Source organism: Pseudomonas sp. IT-P171 (assembly GCF_949767765.1).
Taxonomy (GTDB): Bacteria; Pseudomonadota; Gammaproteobacteria; order Pseudomonadales; family Pseudomonadaceae; genus Aquipseudomonas; species Aquipseudomonas fluorescens_B.
Genome location: NZ_CATKQN010000044.1, coordinates 297,900 through 318,902, shown reverse-complemented (window position 1 = coordinate 318,902; position 21,003 = coordinate 297,900). Strand labels below are relative to the sequence as shown.

16 protein-coding genes and 4 tRNA genes are annotated in these 21,003 nt (G+C 60.0%); 16 read left to right on the top strand and 4 right to left on the bottom strand.

The window, feature by feature from the left end:
- Positions 1 to 234 precede the first annotated feature (234 nt).
- Positions 235 to 2,250 (top strand): excinuclease ABC subunit UvrB, encoded by a 2,016-nt coding sequence (uvrB, locus tag ACM6I5_RS21545; protein ID WP_150632484.1) that lies wholly within the window; start codon positions 235 to 237, stop codon positions 2,248 to 2,250.
- A gap of 126 nt (positions 2,251 to 2,376) precedes the next feature.
- Here the strand turns inward: uvrB and ACM6I5_RS21540 are convergent, their stop codons facing one another.
- Together ACM6I5_RS21540 and ACM6I5_RS21535 are read right to left on the bottom strand one after the other, a co-directional pair.
- Entirely contained in the window at positions 2,377 to 3,867 is a 1,491-nt protein-coding gene (locus ACM6I5_RS21540) for an MDR family MFS transporter (RefSeq protein ID WP_193393025.1), read from the bottom strand.
- A gap of 49 nt (positions 3,868 to 3,916) precedes the next feature.
- Positions 3,917 to 4,966, bottom strand: coding sequence for an HlyD family secretion protein (locus tag ACM6I5_RS21535; protein WP_017339645.1), 1,050 nt, complete (start codon positions 4,964 to 4,966; stop codon positions 3,917 to 3,919).
- A gap of 220 nt (positions 4,967 to 5,186) precedes the next feature.
- Between ACM6I5_RS21535 and gltX the strand changes: the two genes are divergently transcribed.
- The 10 genes from gltX to ACM6I5_RS21485 all read left to right on the top strand — a co-directional run bounded on the left by gltX (position 5,187) and on the right by ACM6I5_RS21485 (position 11,131).
- Positions 5,187 to 6,668, top strand: coding sequence for a glutamate--tRNA ligase (gene gltX, locus ACM6I5_RS21530; RefSeq protein ID WP_414884671.1), 1,482 nt, complete (start codon positions 5,187 to 5,189; stop codon positions 6,666 to 6,668).
- 236 nt (positions 6,669 to 6,904) lie between these two features.
- Positions 6,905 to 6,980: transfer RNA gene (locus ACM6I5_RS21525), tRNA-Ala, on the top strand.
- Between the two features lie 79 nt (positions 6,981 to 7,059).
- Positions 7,060 to 7,135, top strand: a tRNA-Glu gene (locus ACM6I5_RS21520).
- A gap of 53 nt (positions 7,136 to 7,188) precedes the next feature.
- Positions 7,189 to 7,264 (top strand) — tRNA-Ala (locus ACM6I5_RS21515).
- A gap of 80 nt (positions 7,265 to 7,344) precedes the next feature.
- A tRNA-Glu gene (locus ACM6I5_RS21510) sits at positions 7,345 to 7,420 on the top strand.
- A gap of 184 nt (positions 7,421 to 7,604) precedes the next feature.
- Complete coding sequence (locus ACM6I5_RS21505; protein ID WP_017337622.1) at positions 7,605 to 8,144, top strand: TetR/AcrR family transcriptional regulator; 540 nt, start codon at positions 7,605 to 7,607, stop codon at positions 8,142 to 8,144.
- 31 nt (positions 8,145 to 8,175) lie between these two features.
- Positions 8,176 to 9,009: an alpha/beta fold hydrolase gene (locus ACM6I5_RS21500; RefSeq protein ID WP_017337623.1), complete on the top strand. Its 834-nt coding sequence runs from the start codon at positions 8,176 to 8,178 to the stop codon at positions 9,007 to 9,009.
- A 48-nt stretch (positions 9,010 to 9,057) separates the two neighbouring features.
- Positions 9,058 to 9,495 carry an acyl-CoA thioesterase gene (locus ACM6I5_RS21495; RefSeq protein WP_017337624.1) on the top strand — a complete coding sequence of 146 codons (438 nt, stop codon included), beginning with the start codon at positions 9,058 to 9,060 and terminating at the stop codon, positions 9,493 to 9,495.
- Positions 9,496 to 9,604: 109 nt separating this feature from the next.
- A complete protein-coding gene (locus ACM6I5_RS21490; protein WP_017337625.1) occupies positions 9,605 to 10,564 on the top strand; it encodes a tRNA dihydrouridine synthase in 960 nt (319 codons plus the stop codon).
- 120 nt (positions 10,565 to 10,684) lie between these two features.
- The gene (locus ACM6I5_RS21485; RefSeq protein WP_414884670.1) at positions 10,685 to 11,131 is read left to right on the top strand and encodes an Hsp20 family protein; all 447 of its coding nucleotides are present in this window, start codon (positions 10,685 to 10,687) and stop codon (positions 11,129 to 11,131) included.
- Positions 11,132 to 11,218: 87 nt separating this feature from the next.
- Here the strand turns inward: ACM6I5_RS21485 and ACM6I5_RS21480 are convergent, their stop codons facing one another.
- Together ACM6I5_RS21480 and ACM6I5_RS21475 are read right to left on the bottom strand one after the other, a co-directional pair.
- Complete coding sequence (locus ACM6I5_RS21480; protein ID WP_017337627.1) at positions 11,219 to 14,497, bottom strand: PAS domain S-box protein; 3,279 nt, start codon at positions 14,495 to 14,497, stop codon at positions 11,219 to 11,221.
- A gap of 66 nt (positions 14,498 to 14,563) precedes the next feature.
- The gene (locus ACM6I5_RS21475) at positions 14,564 to 15,454 is read right to left on the bottom strand and encodes a LysR family transcriptional regulator (protein WP_017337628.1); all 891 of its coding nucleotides are present in this window, start codon (positions 15,452 to 15,454) and stop codon (positions 14,564 to 14,566) included.
- A 147-nt stretch (positions 15,455 to 15,601) separates the two neighbouring features.
- Between ACM6I5_RS21475 and leuC the strand changes: the two genes are divergently transcribed.
- From leuC to asd, 5 genes are all read left to right on the top strand, one after another.
- Positions 15,602 to 17,020 (top strand): 3-isopropylmalate dehydratase large subunit, encoded by a 1,419-nt coding sequence (gene leuC, locus ACM6I5_RS21470; RefSeq protein WP_414878700.1) that lies wholly within the window; start codon positions 15,602 to 15,604, stop codon positions 17,018 to 17,020.
- 10 nt (positions 17,021 to 17,030) lie between these two features.
- Positions 17,031 to 17,675, top strand: coding sequence for a 3-isopropylmalate dehydratase small subunit (leuD, locus tag ACM6I5_RS21465; RefSeq protein ID WP_414884669.1), 645 nt, complete (start codon positions 17,031 to 17,033; stop codon positions 17,673 to 17,675).
- A 135-nt stretch (positions 17,676 to 17,810) separates the two neighbouring features.
- Positions 17,811 to 18,578 (top strand): class I SAM-dependent methyltransferase, encoded by a 768-nt coding sequence (locus tag ACM6I5_RS21460; RefSeq protein ID WP_017337631.1) that lies wholly within the window; start codon positions 17,811 to 17,813, stop codon positions 18,576 to 18,578.
- A gap of 51 nt (positions 18,579 to 18,629) precedes the next feature.
- Entirely contained in the window at positions 18,630 to 19,712 is a 1,083-nt protein-coding gene (leuB, locus tag ACM6I5_RS21455) for a 3-isopropylmalate dehydrogenase (RefSeq protein ID WP_017337632.1), read from the top strand.
- A gap of 68 nt (positions 19,713 to 19,780) precedes the next feature.
- Positions 19,781 to 20,893, top strand: coding sequence for an aspartate-semialdehyde dehydrogenase (gene asd / locus ACM6I5_RS21450; protein ID WP_414878702.1), 1,113 nt, complete (start codon positions 19,781 to 19,783; stop codon positions 20,891 to 20,893).
- Positions 20,894 to 21,003: the final 110 nt, after the last annotated feature.

Sequence of the window (21,003 nt, the reverse complement as noted above, 5' to 3'; positions counted from 1 at the left end):
TGATGGCGACAGTCGATTTGGCTTTTACCGTAAGTTTTCCCGATTATTTTTCGACCGTTAGTCGATTGATCCCGTCAAAGACTTCAAGGGATGTAGGACGTTTGCCTTGAAAGCGAGGGCAATCGGCTCCACATTGAGCACAATCCAGTTTTTTCCTCGGGCGACGTCGGTCGTTTGTGGTCTTTTTCGTAGCTGTCCGGCTTGACCGGACGGGCGCGACCCAGAGGGTATTTCATGTCTGAATTCCAGCTAGTCACCCGCTTCGAGCCCGCCGGCGATCAGCCGGAAGCCATTCGCCTGATGGTCGAGGGCATTGAAGCCGGGCTGGCGCACCAGACATTGCTCGGTGTGACCGGTTCGGGCAAGACGTTCAGCATTGCCAACGTCATCGCCCAGGTTCAGCGCCCGACACTGGTGCTGGCGCCGAACAAGACCCTGGCCGCGCAGTTGTACGGTGAATTCAAGGCGTTTTTTCCGAACAACGCCGTCGAATACTTCGTGTCCTACTACGACTACTACCAGCCCGAAGCCTACGTGCCGTCCTCGGACACCTTCATCGAGAAAGACGCCTCGATCAACGATCACATCGAGCAGATGCGACTCTCGGCGACCAAAGCGTTGCTGGAGCGCAAGGACGCGATCATCGTCACCACGGTGTCGTGCATCTACGGTCTGGGCAGTCCGGAAACTTATTTGAAAATGGTGCTGCACGTGGATCGGGGTGACAAGCTCGATCAGCGCGCTTTACTGCGTCGCCTGGCAGACCTGCAATACACCCGCAACGACATGGATTTCGCCCGAGCGACCTTCCGCGTGCGCGGTGATGTGATCGACATCCACCCGGCAGAATCCGATTTCGAAGCGATCCGCATCGAGCTGTTCGATGACGAAGTCGAGAGCCTGTCGGCCTTCGATCCGCTGACCGGCGAGGTGATTCGCAAGCTGCCGCGCTTCACCTTCTACCCGAAAAGCCACTACGTGACGCCGCGAGAAACCCTGCTCGGTGCCATTGAAGGGATCAAGGTCGAGTTGCAGGAGCGCCTGGAATACCTGCGCTCCAACAACAAACTGGTGGAAGCGCAACGTCTTGAGCAACGCACGCGCTTCGACCTGGAGATGATCCTCGAGCTGGGCTACTGCAACGGCATCGAAAACTACTCGCGCTACCTGTCGGGCCGTGCGTCCGGTGAGGCACCGCCGACCTTGTTCGATTACTTGCCGGCCGATGCCTTGCTGGTGATCGACGAGTCTCATGTCAGCGTGCCGCAGGTCGGCGCCATGTATAAGGGCGACCGTTCGCGTAAAGAAACCCTGGTGGAGTACGGCTTCCGTCTGCCCTCGGCGCTGGACAACCGGCCGATGCGCTTCGACGAGTTCGAAGGCATCAGCCCGCAGACGATTTTTGTCTCGGCGACGCCGGGCAACTACGAGGCAGAGCACGCCGGTCGGGTCGTCGAGCAACTGGTGCGCCCGACCGGGCTGGTGGACCCGCAAATCGAAATCCGTCCGGCGCTGACTCAGGTCGACGATTTGCTTTCGGAAATCACCAAGCGCGTCGCCCTCGAAGAGCGGGTGTTGGTCACCACGCTGACCAAGCGCATGTCCGAAGACTTGACCGATTACCTGGCCGACCACGGCGTGCGTGTGCGTTATCTGCACTCGGACATCGACACTGTGGAGCGCGTGGAAATCATCCGCGATTTGCGACTCGGAACCTTTGATGTGCTGGTGGGGATCAACCTGCTGCGTGAAGGCCTGGACATGCCGGAGGTTTCGCTGGTGGCGATCCTTGATGCGGACAAGGAGGGCTTCCTGCGTTCCGAGCGCTCGCTGATCCAGACCATCGGTCGCGCGGCGCGTAACCTCAACGGTCGGGCGATTCTGTACGCGGACCGCATCACCGGCTCCATGGAGCGGGCCATCGGTGAAACCGAACGTCGACGCGACAAGCAGATTGCCTTCAACCTGGCCAACGGCATTACGCCGAAAGGTGTGTTCAAGGACGTTGCCGACATCATGGAAGGCGCCACCGTGCCAGGCTCGCGCAGCAAGAAGCGCAAAGGCATGGCCAAGGCCGCCGAGGAAAGCGCCAAGTACGAAGCGGAATTGCGTTCGCCGGGAGAGGTCGCCAAGCGCATCAAGGCCCTTGAAGAGAAGATGTACGCCTTGGCGCGCGACCTGGAATTCGAAGCGGCGGCGCAGATGCGCGATGAAATTACCAAGCTGCGGGATCGGTTGATTGCTGTTTGAGATTTGCAGTGCCTGTCAGGCCGCCATCGCGAGCAGGCTCGCTCCCACAGTTGACCCAGTGAGCGTGATCCAATCTGGGAGCGAGCCTGCTCGCGATGAGGCCAGTCTTGACGACACAATACTCAACTAGTGCGCCTCGCCAGCCTTCAACCCCGCCGGTAATTGCTTGGTCAGCAACACCGCAATCATGCTGATCCCCAGCGCAATCCCGACAAAATGAAACGCATCGTTGTAAGCCATGATCGACGCCTGTTGATGGGCGATCTCACTGAGTTTGCCCAGCGCCGCCGTTTCACTGCCAAACCGGTCGGTCAGCGACGCCATGCGCTCGGCGACCTGCGGGTTGCTCGGCACGATGGATTCACGCAAGTAATCGAAGTAGGTCTTGGTCCGCGCATCCAGCAAGGTGGCGAGGAGGGCGATGCCGATTGCGCCGCCGAGGTTGCGCAGGATGTTGAACAGGCTCGACGCCGAGCCCGCATCCTGCGGCAGGATGTACGCGGTGGCGATCAGCGAGATGGTCACCATGATCAGCGGCTGGCCGAGTGCGCGGATGATCTGGATCTGATTGAACTGCGGTCCGGCAAAGTCCGGGTTCAGCACACCCGAGGAAAAACTCGCCAGGCCGAACAACCCGAAGCCCAGCGTGCACAGCCATTTCGGCGAGACGTATTTCATCAGCTTGGGCACCAGCGGAATCAGGAACAGCTGTGGCACGCCCATCCACATGATCACTTCGCCGATCTGCAGGGCGTTATAATTCTGGATCTGCGCCAGGTACAGCGGCAACAGAAAGATCGAACCGTACAGCCCGACGCCCATTCCCAGGCTGGAGATACTCGATAAACCGAAGTTGCGATTGCCCAGGATGCCGAGGTTGATCAGCGGGTTGGGCTTGGAAAATTGCACGATCACAAAGGTGATCAGGCTGATCAGGGCGATGCTGCCGAGCGCAACGATCAGGTCCGATTCCAGCCAGTCCTTGCGATGGCCTTCTTCCAGAAACACCTGCAAACAACCGAGTCCGATACCCAGGGTGACAATCCCCGTGTAGTCGGTGCTTTTCAGCAGTTCCCAGTGCGCTTCTTTTTTCTCCAGGCCATACATCAGGCCGGCGATCATGATCAGGCCCGGCGGGATGTTGATGTAGAAGATGTATTCCCAGCCCCAGTTCTCCGTCAGCCAGCCGCCGAGTGTCGGTCCGATGGACGGCGCGAACGTTGCGGTCATGGCGAACATCGCCATGCCTTTGGCGCGGTGGTGCTCGGGAAGCTTGATCAGCGTCAGGGTGAACGCCAGAGGAATCAACGCGCCGCCGGTGAAGCCTTGCAGTGCGCGGAAAATGATCATGCTTTCCAGGCTCCACGCCATCGAGCAGAGCAGGGACGCGGCAAGGAATCCAAGCGAAACCCATACCGCCAGTCGACGCGCCGAGAGCAGCTGCACCAGCCACGCCGTCAGCGGAATCATGATGATTTCCGCGACCAGGTACGACGTGGAAATCCAGGATCCTTCTTCCAGGGTCGCCGACAGCGCGCCCTGAATATCCTTGAGCGACGAATTGGTGATCTGAATGTCGAGCACCGCCATGAACGCGCCGAGCATCACACTCATCACCGCGATCCAGTCCCGCCGGGTCGGTTCGCCGGCCGGGCGGATCAGTTGATCACCGGCCATCGTCAGGGGCGTCTTTGATGTTCACTTTGGCGGTAACCGACATGCCCGGACGAATCTTTCCGTGCAGCGGGTTGTCCGCGGCGAACGTCAGTTTTACCGGAATCCGTTGTACGACTTTGGTGAAATTGCCGGTGGCATTGTCCGGCGGCAACAGGCTGAACTGCGCGCCTGAGGCCGCGAACAGGCTGTCGACCCGCGCTTCAATCGGTGTGTCGCTGTAGGCGTCGAACGTCAGTTCGGCTTTCTGGCCGGGCTGCATGTGGCCGATCTGGGTTTCCTTGAAGTTCGCCTGAATCCAGATGTCCTGATCCGGGACGATCGACAGCAAATAAGCGCCGGCCTGCACATACTGGCCTTCGCGGGCGGCGCGCTGGCCGATCAGGCCGCTGATGGGGGCGTGGATTTCGCTGCGGGTCAGGTTCAGTTCAGCCTGGGCCAGATCGGTTTTGGCGTTGGCGATCATGGCGTCGAGGCGCTTGATTTCGGCGCTCAGGGAATTGACTTGCTGGCGCTGGCTTTGAGCATCCGCCTGGGCTTTGGTTACCTGTGAGCGGGCGATGTGGTTGTCGGCGGAAAGGGTGGTGACTCGCTCTTCGGAAACGTAGCCCGGTTTGCGCAGGGTTTGCGCGCGGGACAAATCGATTTGCGAGCGACCGAGGCTGGCTTGACTGGAGGCCACTTGCGCCTCGCTCGCGGCAATCAGGCTGGCTTGCTGGGTCAGTTTGCTCTGGGCTTGCAGGCGTTCGGCCTGGCGAGTGGCGAGGGCGGCGTTGGCGCGGTCGACGGCGAGGTGGAAGTCATCGCCTTCGAGCTTGATCAGCAACTGGCCTTTCTCGACGTGCTGGTTGTCCTGCACCAGCACCTGATCGATGCGCGCGCCCAACTGGCTCGACACACGGGTGATCTCGCCCTGGACGTAAGCGTTGTCGGTGCTCTCATAAAACCGTCCCTTGAAGAACCACTGGGCAAAGAAGCCGCCGGCAATCAGCAGGACGATCAACAGGAAAATAAACAGGCGACGCTTGAGTTGGGCAGGCATGGGGCAAACTGTAGTCGAGAAATTGTAAGGAAAGTTATCAGCAGGCGAATCTGGCATACAGTCGATAGTGGGTAAATGCCATCGGCTGATAATCCATCATTCATCCCGGCCCGAGCCCGTTGTAGACGCAAACTTGGCTTAAATGCCCTGTTCGCTGGAGCCGGGCGGGCAACGCCTGTTACCATTCGCCCTTTGTTTTATCTTCATTTCGAGACTTGCCATGACCACCGTCCGCACGCGCATCGCGCCATCGCCTACCGGGGACCCCCACGTAGGTACCGCTTACATCGCTTTGTTCAACTACTGCTTTGCCAAGCAGCACGGCGGTGAGTTCATCCTGCGGATCGAAGACACCGATCAATTGCGTTCGACCCGCGAGTCCGAACAGCAGATTTTCGACGCCCTGCGCTGGTTGGGGATCGACTGGAGCGAAGGCCCGGACGTCGGCGGCCCGCACGGTCCGTACCGTCAGAGCGAGCGCGGCGACATCTATCAGAAGTACTGCCAGCAACTGGTCGAAATGGGTCACGCCTTCCCGTGCTTCTGCACCGCCGAAGAACTGGACCAGATGCGCGCCGAGCAAATGGCTCGCGGTGAAACCCCGCGATACGACGGCCGTGCACTGTTGCTGTCCAAGGAAGAGGTCGCGCGCCGCCTGGCCGCCGGCGAGCCACATGTGATCCGTATGAAAGTGCCAAGCGAAGGCGTGTGCGTGGTGCCGGACATGCTGCGTGGCGACGTCGAGATCCCGTGGGATCGCATGGACATGCAAGTGCTGATGAAGACCGACGGCCTGCCGACGTACTTCCTGGCCAACGTGGTCGATGACCACCTGATGGGCATCACCCACGTCCTGCGCGGCGAAGAATGGCTGCCTTCGGCACCGAAACTGATTCTTCTGTACGAATACTTCGGTTGGGAGCAACCGGAGCTGTGCTACATGCCGCTGCTGCGTAACCCGGACAAGAGCAAGCTGTCCAAGCGCAAGAACCCCACCTCTGTGACGTTCTACGAGCGTATGGGCTTCATGCCGGAAGCGATGCTCAACTACCTCGGGCGCATGGGCTGGTCGATGCCGGACGAGCGCGAGAAGTTCTCGCTGCAAGAAATGGTCGACAACTTCGACCTGAGCCGCGTCTCCCTCGGCGGGCCGATTTTCGACATCGAGAAGCTGTCGTGGCTCAACGGCCAGTGGCTGCGTGATTTGCCGGTGGCAGAGTTCGCTTCGCGCCTGCAAACCTGGGCACTCAACCCTGAATACATGATGAAGATCGCGCCGCACGTGCAGGGTCGCGTCGAGACTTTCAGCCAGGTCGCACCGCTGGCCGGATTCTTCTTCGCCGGGGGCGTGAACCCGGATGCCAAGCTGTTTGAATCGAAGAAGCTGTCGGGCGACCAGGTGCGTCAGCTGATGCAACTGATTCTGTGGAAGCTGGAAAGCCTGCGTCAGTGGGAGAAGGACAGCATCACCGCGACGATTCAGGCGGTGGTCGAATCCCTCGAGCTGAAACTGCGTGACGCCATGCCGCTGATGTTCGCTGCCATCACTGGCCAGGCCAGTTCGGTATCGGTGCTGGATGCGATGGAAATCCTCGGCCCGGACCTGACGCGTTTCCGTCTGCGCCAGGCGATCGACCTGCTGGGCGGCGTGTCGAAGAAAGAAAACAAAGAGTGGGAAAAACTCCTCGGCAACATCGCCTGATCCACACAGGAGGAGCTGGAGCAGGCTGCGATCTTTTGATCTTGCTCATCGGCGTAGCCAAAAAGATCGCAGGCTGCGCCAGCTTCTACAGACCCGTGTTCTTTCCGAAGTCCCCCGTTTTCCGGGGGGAGGGCGGTAAGTGATTGTTATGTCGGCAAAAAACTTTGGAAATTGTTAAAAATAAATTTGACACGTTTCCAAAGCGCCATTAAGATTCGCCCCGTCCTCAGCGATGAGGGGCTATAGCTCAGCTGGGAGAGCGCTTGCATGGCATGCAAGAGGTCGACGGTTCGATCCCGTCTAGCTCCACCAATTTACACTTCAAGGTCTGGCCACACCGGCCTTGAAGCGATCAACACTCAGCGTTGATCTGTTGTATAGAAGGGTTTGCGTCCCCTTCGTCTAGTGGCCTAGGACACCGCCCTTTCACGGCGGTAACAGGGGTTCGAGTCCCCTAGGGGACGCCAGTTTTACAGAAGCGATGTTGCAAGATGTCGCTCCGCCGCGAGGCGAAAAATCCGGGGCTATAGCTCAGCTGGGAGAGCGCCTGCATGGCATGCAGGAGGTCAGCGGTTCGATCCCGCTTAGCTCCACCAATTTTACAGTTCAAGGTCTGGCCACACCGGCCTTGAATCGATCAGCCCTCAGCACTGATCAGTTGTATAGAAGGTTTTGCGTCCCCTTCGTCTAGTGGCCTAGGACACCGCCCTTTCACGGCGGTAACAGGGGTTCGAGTCCCCTAGGGGACGCCACGATTACCCGCTCTGCGGGATTTTATAAGGGTCATTCAATTATTGAATGGCCCTTTTGTTTGTCTGGCGTTTGGCCAAATCCCCTCATTTCTTTCAAACTGTGCTTCAGACCAACGGTCACACCCACGACTTGCGTAAAATTATTATGAGAATAATATTCTAGTCGTAATATTCGGAGGCAACGATGAACGATAAAAAAGCTCAAACCCGCGAACGCATCCTCAAGGCCGCCAGCGCAGCGCTGATTCAGCGCGGCCCGGCCGAACCGAGCGTGGGCGAAGTGATGGGCGCAGCCGGCCTGACGGTGGGCGGCTTCTATGCGCACTTCGAAAGCAAGGACGCAATGATGCTGGAAGCGTTCAAGCAACTGCTCGGTCATCGCCGTGGCCTGATCGCCGACATGGACACCGAATTGACCGGCGAAGAACGTCGCGCCTTGGTCGCTGCGTTTTACCTGTCACGCAAACACCGTGATTCCTCTGAGTCGGCATGCCCGATCCCGGCGTCTGTCGGTGAGCTGGGTCGCCTGCCGGACGCGTTTCGCGTGGCGTTGAATGAGCATGTGGAAATGATGGTCGCGCAGTTGGCGGCCAGCCCGGAAGACACCGACAAAGCCTTGGCCGACATGGCCTTGATGGTGGGTGGTTTGGCTCTGGCGCGAGCGTTGGGGCCGGGAGAGTTATCCGATCGATTGCTGCGTGCCGCCAAGTCGGCGGTGATATGACCTGAAGGCAATGGCCTGAGGAGTGAGAGCGATGAGCACGTTAAAGTGGGTTCGTGGCGTTAATGGCACCTTGGGCTGGTTTGCACCGAAACTGGTCGCAAGCAAAATGCGACTGGCATTCATGACGCCGCGGGATCTGCCGCCGCGAGACTGGGAATTGCCGCTGCTGGCGAAATCCGAGCGCATCACTTTACGCTTCGGCCTTTCAGCGTTGCGCTGGGGGCAAGGCCCGGCGGTGTTGCTGATGCACGGTTGGGAAGGCCGGCCGACGCAGTTTGCCAGCCTGATTACCGCGCTGGTGGATGCCGGTTACACCGTCGTCGCGTTGGATGGCCCTGCCCATGGTCGCTCACCGGGCAATGAAGCAAACGTCGCGCTGTTCGCCCGGGCCATGCTTGAGGCCGCCGCCGAGTTGCCGCCGCTGCAGGCGGTCATCGGTCACTCGATGGGCGGTGCCAGTGCCATGCTCGCCGTTCAGTTGGGTTTGCGCACTGAAACCCTGGTGACGATTGCTGCGCCGGCGCGAATTCTCGCGGTGCTGCGTGGTTTTGCCCGTTACGTGCGACTGCCGCCAAAAGCCCGTTCGGCGTTCATCCGCCAGGTAGAGAAAGACGTTGGCATGCGTGCCGCTGCACTGGATGTCTCGCACTATCAACTCGACATGCCCGGGCTGATCGTTCACGCCGAAGACGACTGCTTCGTTCCGGTCAAGGAGTCCCAGCTGATCCACGAAGCCTGGTTCGACAGCCGTCTGTTGCGACTGGAAGAAGGCGGTCATCAACGGGTATTGGCTGACCCTCGGGTGATTGATGGCGTGTTATCACTGCTGGCCGGCCGCAGCCTGCAATCGCGCCAATCGGCCTGAGCATCCGTTACACTGCCCCGGTCGACATAATCTGACCGGGAGTGGGGCATGGGCTGGGATCGGGCAACGCCATTTATCATTGATCTGGAGGTGGGCGCCGAGGACATCGACGGGTTGGGTCACGCGAACAACGCGGTGTATGTGACCTGGCTCGAGCGCTGCGCCTGGCGCCACTCTCAGCGGCTTGGCCTGGACCTGGTCGAGTACCGGCGGCTTGATCGGGCGATGGCGGTGGTGCGGCACGAGATCGATTACCTGGCTGCGGCCTATGAGGGCGATGAGTTGCAACTGGCGACCTGGATCGTCGATTGGGACCAGCGTCTGAAAATGACCCGGCACTTCCAGCTGAAACGCCCCAGCGACAACACCACGTTGCTGCGAGCGCAGACCACGTTTGTCTGTATCGAATTGTCCACGGGCAAGCCCAAGCGCATGCCCGCCGAATTCATCGAAGGCTACGGCCCGGCGTTGCAGGTTCCGAGCTGACACGATCGCTGTGGCGAGGGAGCAAGCTCCCTCGCCACAGCGGTATGAACAAGTCTTTCGACAGGGAATCCAGTAAACTGCCGCACGTTTTTCGTCGAGTGTGTTTTTCATGCAAATTGCTTTGGCACCCATGGAGGGGTTGGTCGACAACATCCTGCGGGACGTGCTGACCCGTGTGGGCGGTATCGATTGGTGCGTCACCGAGTTCATCCGGATCAACGATCAGTTGCTCACACCTGCCTATTTCCACAAGTTCGGCCCTGAATTGCTGACGGGCGCACGCACGGCGTCTGGCGTGCCTTTGCGCGTGCAGCTATTGGGCTCCGATCCGGTGTGCCTGGCGGAAAACGCCGCGCTGGCCTGCGAGCTGGGCTCCGAAGTCATCGACCTGAATTTCGGTTGCCCGGCCAAAACCGTCAACAAGTCGCGCGGTGGCGCGGTGTTGCTCAAAGAGCCTGAGCTGCTGAACCAGATCGTCGAGCATGTCCGCCGCGCCGTTCCAGCGCACATTCCGGTCACTGCGAAAATGCGCCTGGGCTTCGACAGCCCCGACGGTTCGCTGGTCTGCGCCACGGCCCTGGCCGAAGGCGGCGCGGAACACATCGTGGTGCATGCGCGGACCAAGATGGACGGTTACAAACCACCGGCACATTGGGAGTGGATTCCCCGAGTGCAGGAGGTGGTCAAGGTTCCGGTGTTCGCCAATGGTGATATCTGGAGCGTCGAGGACTGGCGCCGTTGCCGAGAAATCAGCGGCGTGGAAGACATCATGCTCGGCCGCGGGCTGGTGTCACGTCCGGACCTGGCCCGGCAAATCGCTGCCGCCCGTGCCGGTGAAGAAGTGGTCGAAATGAGCTGGGCCGAACTGCTGCCGCTGATTCAGGATTTCTGGCTGCAAGCCAAGGCGCAGATGACGGCGCGCCAATCGCCGGGTCGCCTGAAGCAGTGGCTGGCGATGCTGACGCGCAATTATCCCGAAGCGGTTGAGCTGTTCACCGTCCTGCGCCGTGAAACCGAACTGGATCAGGTCTCGCGTTTGCTGGGGTTACAGGTGTTGGAGGCGGCTTAAAAAAATTTGAAAAAATCTCTTGAAAAGCAATCGGCGGTCCTTATTTAAGGATTACGCGATGCCGAATTCGGGTCGCGGAGACAAAAAAACTTGCTGATATGTTTTCAGGAGATTTGAATCATGAGCACTGCATTTTCCATGGCACCACTGTTCCGTTCCTCGGTCGGTTTCGATCGTTTCAACGACCTTTTCGAAACCGCACTGCGCAATGAGCCAGGCAGCACCTATCCACCTTACAACGTTGAAAAACACGGCGACGACCAATACCGCATCGTCGTAGCGGCCGCCGGTTTCCAGGAAGAAGACCTGGAACTGCAAGTGGAAAAAGGTGTGCTGACCATCAGTGGCGGCAAACGTGACGCGAACGAAGGCGTCACTTATCTGTACCAGGGCATCGCGCAGCGGGCCTTCAAACTGTCCTTCCGCCTGGCGGACCATATCGAAATCAAGGCCGCCGGCCTGAGCAACGGTCTGTTGAGCATCGACCTGTTGAGGGTGGTTCCGGAAGAGGCGAAAGCCAAACGTATCCCGATCAACGGGACGCAAAAACCAGCACTGCAGCACTAAGGCAGGGCAATGAAAAGGGCGCCAATGGCGCCCTTTTTTTCTTTTTCCATGTAGGAGCTGCCGAAGGCAGCTCCTACACCGTCCGCTTTATTTCAGAAGCTTCTGAAACGCCTCCACCGGCAGCGGCGAACTGTGCAAATACCCTTGATAAAAATGGCAACCCAGCCCCTGCAAGAACTCAAGCTGCTCCGGGGTTTCCACCCCTTCGGCAATCACTTTCAATTGCAGGCTGCGAGCCATGGCGACGATGGCGCGGATGATTTCGGCATCGTTGGGGTCGGTGGTGGCGTCGCGGATGAATGACTGGTCGATTTTCAGCGTGTCCACCGGCAGTCGCTTGAGGTAGGTCAGCGAGGAATAACCGGTGCCGAAGTCGTCCATGGCGAAGCTCACGCCGATTTTTTTCAAGCGACGCATTTTGCTGATGGTGTCTTCCAGATTCTGGATGACGATGCCTTCGGTGATTTCCAGTTTCAGCAGCGAGCAGGGGAGGCCGTGGCTGAAGAGGCTGTGCTCGATGCGCTCGACGAAGTCGTTCTGGCGGAATTGCCGCGGGCTGATGTTCACGCACAGGCTGAAATTCAATGGGTCGATCAGGCCCTTGGCGATCAACTTTTTAAAGGCCGCGCACACTTCGTCGACGATCCAGGTGCCGACCTCCAGAATCAACCCGCTGTCTTCCAGCACCTTGATGAATTCGGTCGGCGATTGGGCGCCGAGTTCCGGGTGGCACCAGCGCACCAGCGCTTCGGCGCCGACGATACGGTTGTCGCGAGCATCCACTTGAGGCTGGTAATGCACCTCGAACTCGCCCCGGGAAAGGGCCAGGCGCAAGTCGGTTTCCATGCGCAGGCGTTCACTGGCGGCCTTCTGCATGGTGTTGTGGTACATCTGCGTGGTGTTGCGCCCGGAATCCTTGGCCCGATAAAGCGCAATGTCGGCGCGTTTGAGCAGGTCGGTCGGGGTCGAGCCGTGATCGGGAATCAGCGCGATGCCGATACTCGGCGTCACTTGCAGGCGTTGACCATCAAGGAACATCGGTTCGGACAACAGCTCGCGCAAGGTGTCCGCGAGGTCACGGACCTGGGCGCTGACTTCATTACGCGAGCCTTCCAGGCCGCTGAGCAACACCACGAATTCGTCGCCGCCCAGCCGGGCGACGGTGTCTTCCATGCGCACGCTGGCTTCAAGGCGGGCGGTGATGATCTTCAGCACCGTGTCGCCCACCGGGTGGCCGAGCGAATCGTTGATGTGCTTGAAGTGGTCGAGATCGAGAAACATAAGGGCGCCACGCAGGTTGTGGCGTTTGAGCAGGGCGATCTGCTGGCTCAGGCGGTCCATCAACAGTGCGCGGTTCGGCAGGTTGGTCAGCGGGTCGTGGTAGGCCAGGTGACGGATCTGCGCTTCGGCGTTTTTCAGCAGGCTGACGTCCCGCGCGGTCAGCAGCAGGCAAGCGGTTTCGTTGAGCGTGATCGGTTCCACCGACACTTCGACGGTCAGCAGTTCGCCGCGCTTGTTGCGGCCGAGCATTTCCTGGTGATGCACCCGGCCCTTGATCTGTAGCTCGGCCAGCAGCGCCGAGCGTTGTTTTTCTTCGGCCCAGATGCCGACCTGGTAGACCGTGCGGCCGACCACTTCATCGGCGCGATAGCCGGTCAGTCGGCAGAAACCATCATTGACCTCCAGATAACGCCCGGTGTCGCGCTCGGTGATGGTGATGGCGTCAGGGCTGGAGTGGAAGGCCTTGGCGAACTTCTCTTCGCTGGCCTTGAGCGCCGCTTCCGAACGTTGTTGCTGGGTGATGTCGCGCAAGGTGGTGACGATGCACGGCTGGTCGCCGACGCTGATCTGTCGACTGGATATCACGCAGGTCAGCGATTGACCGTCCTTGTGCTGAACGAGGATGGCCACGTTGTTCAGGCCCTGTTCGCGGATGACTTGCTCGATCCGGCGCAGGCTTTTTGCCGACGCGTCCCACAGGCCGATTTCGTCGGCGCTGCGGCCAATCACCTCGACGGTGCTCCAGCCGAAGGTCTGGGTAAAACTGGAGTTGATCTCGATGAACTGGCCGGTGTCCTGGCGAGTGACGCAGATCGGGTCCGGACTGACCTGGAACAGGGTGGCAAACTTTTCTTCGGAGGCGACCAGTTTCTGTTCGCGCTCGACCTGATCGGTGATGTCCAGCAAGGTGCCGGCCATGCGCAACGGGGCGCCGTTTTCATCGCGATAGAGGCGGGCGCGGCTTTCCAGGTAGCGCGAAGTGCCGTCCTCAAGTTGCACGCGGTAGGTCAGCTGATAGTTGCCCGCCGGGCCTTCACGCAGGCTGCGGTAGGCATCGCGCATGCTGTCGCGCTCTTCGCCGGGCACGCCTTCGAAAAACGCTTCGAACGACTCATGGAACGGTATGGGATCCAGCCCGTGCAGTTGCGCGGCCCGGGCCGAGCCGTAAAGCATGCCGCTGGGAATGTGCCAGTCCCAAGTGCCGAGTTGTGCCGAGTCCAGCGCCAGATCAAGGCGTTCCTGGCTGTCTTTCAGGGCGAGCTCGGCGATCTTGCGCTCAGTGGTGTCGAGGAAGGTGCTGAGCAGAAAGGGCTGGCCCTCGAGTTCGACTTTCTGCGCGCTGAGGATGCCGTCGTGGACCTGGCCATTGCTGGCCCGAAACTGCACTTCCATACTGACCAATTCGCCTTTGGCCTTGGTCGCCTTGACCAGTTTCTCCCGTTGCTCAGGGTGAACCCACAAACCCAGTTCAATGGTGGTGCGGCCAATCGCGTTTTGCACCGGCCAGCCGAACAGGCTTTCGAAATACTGGTTGGCTTCGGTGATCAAGCCGTCTTCCTGGCGGGTCAGCAGCACCATGTTCGGACACAGGTGAAACAGCGTCGCGAAACGTTTTTCCGAGCTGCTCAGGGCCTGTTCACGCTGGCGCTGATGGGTGATTTCGCGGATCACCCCGATCATGCGCGGCCGACCGTGTTTATCCGGTAGCAAACTGCCATTGATCTCCAGCCAGTGCAGGCTGCCATCGGGCCAGCGGATGCGGTGGTGCATCGCCTGCTCCAGCGGGGCGCCGGCAATCACCGCGTGGAACGCGCGAATGGTTTTGGCCCGATCTTCGGGCGGCAGCAGGTCGAGGTATTCCAGGTCGGCCGGCAACGGCTGCCGGGGATCGAAGCCGAACAAAGCCTGCGTGCCCCGCGACCAGCTGATCTGCCCGCGCTCAATGTCCCAATACCAGGCGCCCAGCCGTGCGCCGTTGAGGGCGGCCAGCAACTGCGGCGCGCTTTCCCAGCTCTGCTCGGACCGTTTCGGGTCAAGCGCCTGTATACGTGGCATCGGCGGAATACGGTCAACAGATTTCGGCATTGGCAGGCCTTGGGCTGAATTGGGCGTTAGGCACAGGAATTCGCGGCTCTATAGGCGTAGCACAAGTTAGCCTGGAGTCCCTGGCAAATCGATTTGTGCATCCAGCAAGGCCATGAAGGCCCGTGCTGCGTTCGACAGCGTCCGTTCGGTGTGCAAGATATAGCCTAGCTGGCGAGACAGTTGTATGCCCGGCAAAGGTATTCGTGCAACTTGATCGTCGAGCATGGTGCGCGGCAACACGCTCCAGGCCAGGCCGATCGAGACCATCATCTTGATGGTTTCCAGATAATTCGTGCTCATGGCGATATTCGGCGTCAGGCCTTGCGCTTCGAACAGGCGCTGGACGATGTGGTGAGTAAAGGTGTTGCCGCCGGGGAATACGGCCGGGTGCAGGGCAATGTCCGCCAGGGTCACCGCGCCATTGCTGATCAATGAATGCTCCGGGGCGACCACGAAATCCAGCGGGTCGTCCCACACCGGCGTGGCCTTGACCAGCGCGTGGGGCTCCGGCGCGAGGGTGATGACCGCCAGTTCGGCACGGCCGTGGAGAATTTCTTCGTAGGCCACTTCCGAATCGAGGAACTGAATATCCAGCGCGACTTGCGGGTAACGGCGGGTGAATTCCCTCAATAAGGGCGGCAAACGGTGCAGGCCGATGTGGTGACTGGTGGCCAGGGTCAGGCGGCCGCTGACCTCGCCGGTCAGGTTGGTCAGGGCGCGGCGGGTGTCGTCCAGCACGTTCAGAATCTGATAAGCCCGTGGCAGCAGGGCTCGACCGGCCTCGGTCAGCCCGACTTCGCGGCCCAGGCGGTCAAACAGGCGCACCTTCAACTGCTGCTCTAGCCCGGCAATGCGTTTACTGATCGCCGGCTGTGTCAGGTGCAGCCGTTCACCGGCGCCGGAGAAGCTTCCGGTCTCGGCGATGGCAATAAAGGCATTGAGGTTGGCGAGGTCCATTGCTGTATTCCAGTTGGTTATCCAAAGCATAAAAAATATGAATTTGAGTTATTTAATGTAACCCCCTAGGATCGACCTCACAAGCCAAAGGGTTATTGAAATTCTCAAGACCCGGGGCATAGAAACAAGCTGATGAGGAACCGTCTGATGGCCGGCAAAACGCTCTACGACAAGCTCTGGGATTCGCATTTGGTCAAGCAGCGCGACGATGGCTCTGCGCTGATCTACATCGATCGTCACATCATCCACGAAGTGACCTCGCCGCAAGCCTTTGAAGGCCTGCGTCTGGCCGGGCGCAAGCCTTGGCGCATCGATGCCAACATCGCGACCCCGGACCACAACGTACCGACCACGCCGGAGCGCAAGGGCGGCATTGACGCCATTGTCGACCAGGTCTCGCGTTTGCAGGTTCAGACCCTCGACGACAACTGCGATGAATATGGCATCGTCGAATTCAAGATGAATGATGTGCGTCAAGGCATCGTGCACGTGATCGGCCCGGAGCAGGGCGCGACCTTGCCGGGCATGACCGTGGTTTGCGGCGACTCCCACACCTCGACCCACGGCGCATTCGGTGCCCTGGCTCACGGTATCGGCACTTCCGAGGTCGAGCACGTACTCGCCACCCAGTGCCTGGTCGCCAAGAAAATGAAGAACATGCTGGTGTCCGTCGAAGGCAAATTGCCGTTCGGCGTGACAGCCAAGGACATCGTTCTCGCGGTCATTGGCAAGATCGGCACCGCCGGCGGTAACGGCCATGCGATCGAGTTCGCCGGTAGCGCGATTCGCGATCTGTCGGTCGAAGGCCGCATGACCATCTGCAACATGTCCATCGAGGCCGGCGCTCGCGTAGGCCTGGTGGCAGCGGATGAAAAAACCGTGGCTTATGTGAAGGGGCGTCCATTTGCCCCGAAAGGCGCGGAATGGGACTTGGCTGTCGAAGCCTGGAAAGACCTGGTGACGGATAAAGACGCCACGTTCGACACCATCGTCGAGCTCGACGCGACCCAGATCAAGCCGCAAGTCAGCTGGGGCACCTCGCCCGAGATGGTGTTGGCCGTTGACCAGAACGTTCCCGATCCTGCGAAGGAAATGGACCTGGTCAAGCGTGGCTCCATCGAACGCGCTTTGAAATACATGGGTTTGACCGCCAATCAGGCGATCACCGACATCCAGCTCGACCGTGTTTTCATTGGCTCCTGCACCAACTCGCGGATCGAAGACCTGCGCGCTGCAGCCGTCATCGCCAAGGGCCGCAAAGTGGCTTCGACCATCAAGCAGGCCATTGTGGTGCCGGGTTCGGGTCTGGTGAAGGCGCAGGCCGAGTCGGAAGGCCTGGACAAGATTTTCCTCGACGCCGGTTTTGAATGGCGCGAGCCGGGTTGCTCGATGTGCCTGGCGATGAACCCGGACCGTTTGGAGTCGGGCGAGCATTGCGCATCGACCTCCAACCGTAACTTTGAAGGCCGTCAGGGCGCCGGTGGTCGTACCCACCTCGTGAGCCCGGCCATGGCCGCCGCCGCCGCTGTGAACGGTCGTTTTGTCGACGTCCGTGAATTGATCTAAGGAGCGCAGCATGAAAGCTTTTACCCAGCACACTGGTCTTGTCGCGCCTCTGGATCGTGCCAACGTCGACACCGACCAGATCATTCCGAAGCAGTTCCTGAAGTCGATCAAGCGCACCGGTTTTGGCCCGAACCTGTTCGATGAGTGGCGTTATCTGGATGTGGGTCAGCCGTATCAGGACAACTCCAAGCGTCCGCTGAACAAGGACTTTGTCCTCAATGCCGAGCGTTATCAAGGCGCCAGCGTGTTGCTGGCCCGCGAAAACTTCGGTTGCGGCTCCAGCCGTGAACACGCGCCTTGGGCGCTGGAAGAGTACGGTTTCCGCAGCATCATTGCGCCGAGCTACGCCGACATCTTCTTCAACAACAGCTTCAAGAACGGCTTGCTGCCGATCATCTTGAGCGACGCTGAGGTGGATGAGCTGTTCCAGCAGGTTGAAGCGAATCCTGGCTACCAGTTGCAGGTGGATCTCGAAGCTCAGACCGTGACCCGGCCAGATGGCAAAGTGTTGAGCTTCGAAATCGACGCATTCCGTAAGCATTGCCTGCTCAATGGCCTGGACGACATTGGTTTGACCTTGCAGGACCACGAGGCGATTGCGACGTTTGAAGCCAAGCACCGGGCGAGCCAGCCCTGGTTGTTTCGCGACGCGTAAGTTTGCGTAAGGCGTGACGACGCCATCGCCAGCAGGCTGGCCCCACATTGATTTGCGGCGTTCACAAAACCCTGTGGGAACGAGCTTGCTGGCGATGACGACAGTTCAGACAACACACATATCAAGGATATGACTATGACCAGCACCGCCCAGCACACTCAGGTTGTACAAAAGCAATTCGGTGAACAGGCCGCAGCCTATCTGAGCAGCGCCGTGCACGCTCAAGGCACCGAATTCGCACTGCTACAAGCCGAAGTGGCCGGGCAGGGCGATGCCCGAGTGCTGGACCTGGGTTGCGGCGCCGGCCACGTGAGTTTTCACGTGGCCCCGCTGGTCAAGGAAGTGGTGGCCTACGACCTGTCCCAGCAAATGCTCGACGTGGTCGCCGCCGCCGCCGTTGACCGCGGTTTGAGTAACGTGACCACGGCCCTCGGCGCCGCCGAACGCCTGCCGTTCGCCGATGGCGAGTTCGACTTCGTGTTCAGCCGTTATTCGGCGCACCATTGGAGCGATCTCGGCCTGGCCCTGCGCGAAGTCCGTCGGGTACTGAAGCCGGGCGGCGTGGCGGCGTTCGTCGATGTGTTGTCACCGGGCAGTCCGTTGTTCGACACTTATCTGCAAAGCGTCGAAGTGCTGCGCGACACCAGCCATGTGCGCGATTATTCCGCCGGCGAGTGGTTGCGCCAGGTCAGCGAGGCGGGGCTGCACACTCGCAGCACCACGCGCCAGCGCCTGCGTCTGGAGTACAACAGCTGGGTCGAGCGCATGCGCACGCCACAGGTGATGCGCGCCGCGATCCGCGAGTTGCAGCAGTCGATGGGCAATGAAGTGCGCGAATATTTTGAGATTGAACCCGATGGTTCATTCAGTACCGATGTGCTTGTGCTGATGGCCGAGCGATAGAATTTTTCCGGGTGTGCTCAAGGGCACACCGACTGAAGACATGAGGAAAGCATGAGCAAGCAGATTCTGATTCTCCCGGGTGACGGCATTGGTCCGGAAATCATGGCCGAAGCGGTCAAGGTGCTGGAACTGGCCAACGACAAGTACAACCTGGGCTTCGAGCTGAGCCACGACGTGATCGGCGGCGCCGCCATCGACAAGCACGGTGTGCCACTGGCCGACGAAACCCTGGAACGTGCCCGCGCAGCCGACGCTGTCTTGCTGGGCGCCGTGGGCGGTCCGAAATGGGACGCCATCGAGCGTGACATCCGTCCTGAGCGCGGCCTGCTGAAAATTCGTGCGCAACTGGGCCTGTTCGGCAACCTGCGCCCGGCGATCCTGTACCCGCAACTGGCCGAGGCTTCCAGCCTGAAAGCCGAAATCGTTTCCGGTCTGGACATCCTGATCGTTCGCGAACTGACCGGCGGTATCTACTTCGGCGCGCCACGCGGCACCCGTACCCTGGAAAACGGCGAGCGTCAGTCCTACGACACGCTGCCGTACAGCGAAAGCGAAATCCGCCGCATCGCCCGTGTCGGTTTCGACATGGCCATGGTGCGTGGCAAGAAGCTGTGCTCGGTGGACAAGGCCAACGTCCTGGCTTCCAGCCAGTTGTGGCGTGAAATCGTCGAGGAAGTGGCCAAGGATTACCCGGAAGTCGAACTGAGCCACATGTACGTCGACAACGCCGCCATGCAACTGGTGCGCGCACCGAAGCAGTTCGACGTGATCGTCACCGACAACATGTTTGGCGACATCCTGTCCGACCAGGCGTCGATGCTCACCGGTTCTATCGGCATGCTGCCCTCGGCGTCCCTGGACACCCACAACAAGGGCATGTACGAGCCGTGCCACGGCTCTGCGCCGGACATCGCGGGCAAAGGCATCGCCAACCCGCTGGCGACCATTTTGTCGGTGTCGATGATGTTGCGCTACAGCTTCAACCAGCAGGGCGCGGCGGATGCGATCGAGAAAGCCGTCAGTCTGGTTCTGGACCAAGGCCTGCGTACGGGTGACATCTGGTCGACCGGTTGCACTAAAGTCGGTACGCAGGAAATGGGTGACGCAGTAGTCGCCGCGCTGCGGAATCTGTAATCTCTCGGGCCCGCTGCAACTTTCACTCTTGAAAGCAGCGGCCCACTTTTTAAGAAGGTGTAGTTGCGATGAAACGTGTAGGTCTGATCGGTTGGCGCGGTATGGTCGGTTCCGTGCTCATGCAGCGGATGCTGGAAGAGCAGGATTTCGATCTTATCGAGCCGGTGTTTTTCACCACTTCCAATGTCGGTGGCCAAGGCCCGTCCGTGGGCAAGGACATTGCTCCGCTCAAGGACGCTTACAGCATTGAAGAGCTGAAAACCCTCGACGTGATTCTGACCTGCCAGGGTGGCGACTACACCAGCGAAGTCTTCCCGAAACTGCGCGAAGCCGGCTGGCAGGGTTACTGGATCGACGCCGCTTCCAGCCTGCGCATGCAGGATGACGCGGTGATCGTGCTGGACCCGGTGAACCGCAAGGTCATCGATCAGCAGCTTGACGCGGGCACCAAGAACTACATCGGCGGCAACTGCACCGTCAGCCTGATGCTGATGGGCCTGGGCGGTCTGTTCGAGGCCGGTCTGGTCGAGTGGATGAGCGCTATGACTTATCAGGCGGCCTCCGGTGGCGGCGCGCAGCACATGCGTGAACTGATCAAGCAAATGGGTGTGACTCACGCCGCTGTCGCCGATCAACTGGCCGACCCGGCCAGTGCCATCCTCGACATCGACCGCCGTGTCGCCGAAGCCATGCGCAGCGACGCGTACCCGACCGAAAACTTCGGTGTACCGTTGGCCGGCAGCCTGATCCCGTGGATCGACAAGGAACTGCCGAACGGTCAGAGCCGCGAAGAGTGGAAAGCCCAGGCCGAGACCAACAAGATCCTCGGTCGCTTCAAGAGCCCGATCCCGGTGGATGGCATCTGCGTGCGCATCGGCGCCATGCGTTGCCACAGCCAGGCGCTGACCATCAAGCTGAACAAAGATGTGCCGATCGCCGACATCGAAGGGCTGATCAGCCAGCACAACCCATGGGTCAAGCTGGTGCCGAACAACCGCGACATCAGCATGCAGGAGCTGAGCCCGACCAAGGTCACTGGCACCCTGAATGTTCCGGTGGGTCGTCTGCGCAAGCTGAACATGGGTTCGCAGTTCGTCGGCGCGTTCACCGTCGGCGACCAGCTGCTGTGGGGCGCGGCCGAGCCGCTGCGTCGCATGCTGCGGATTCTGCTTGAGCGTTGATTGATTGAAGCAATGAAAGAGCCCGTGCCTTGAAAGAGGTGCGGGTTTTTTTATTCCCGGTAGTCTGACATTGATCAGGTGCTTGCCATCCACCCCTCTCACCCCAGGGT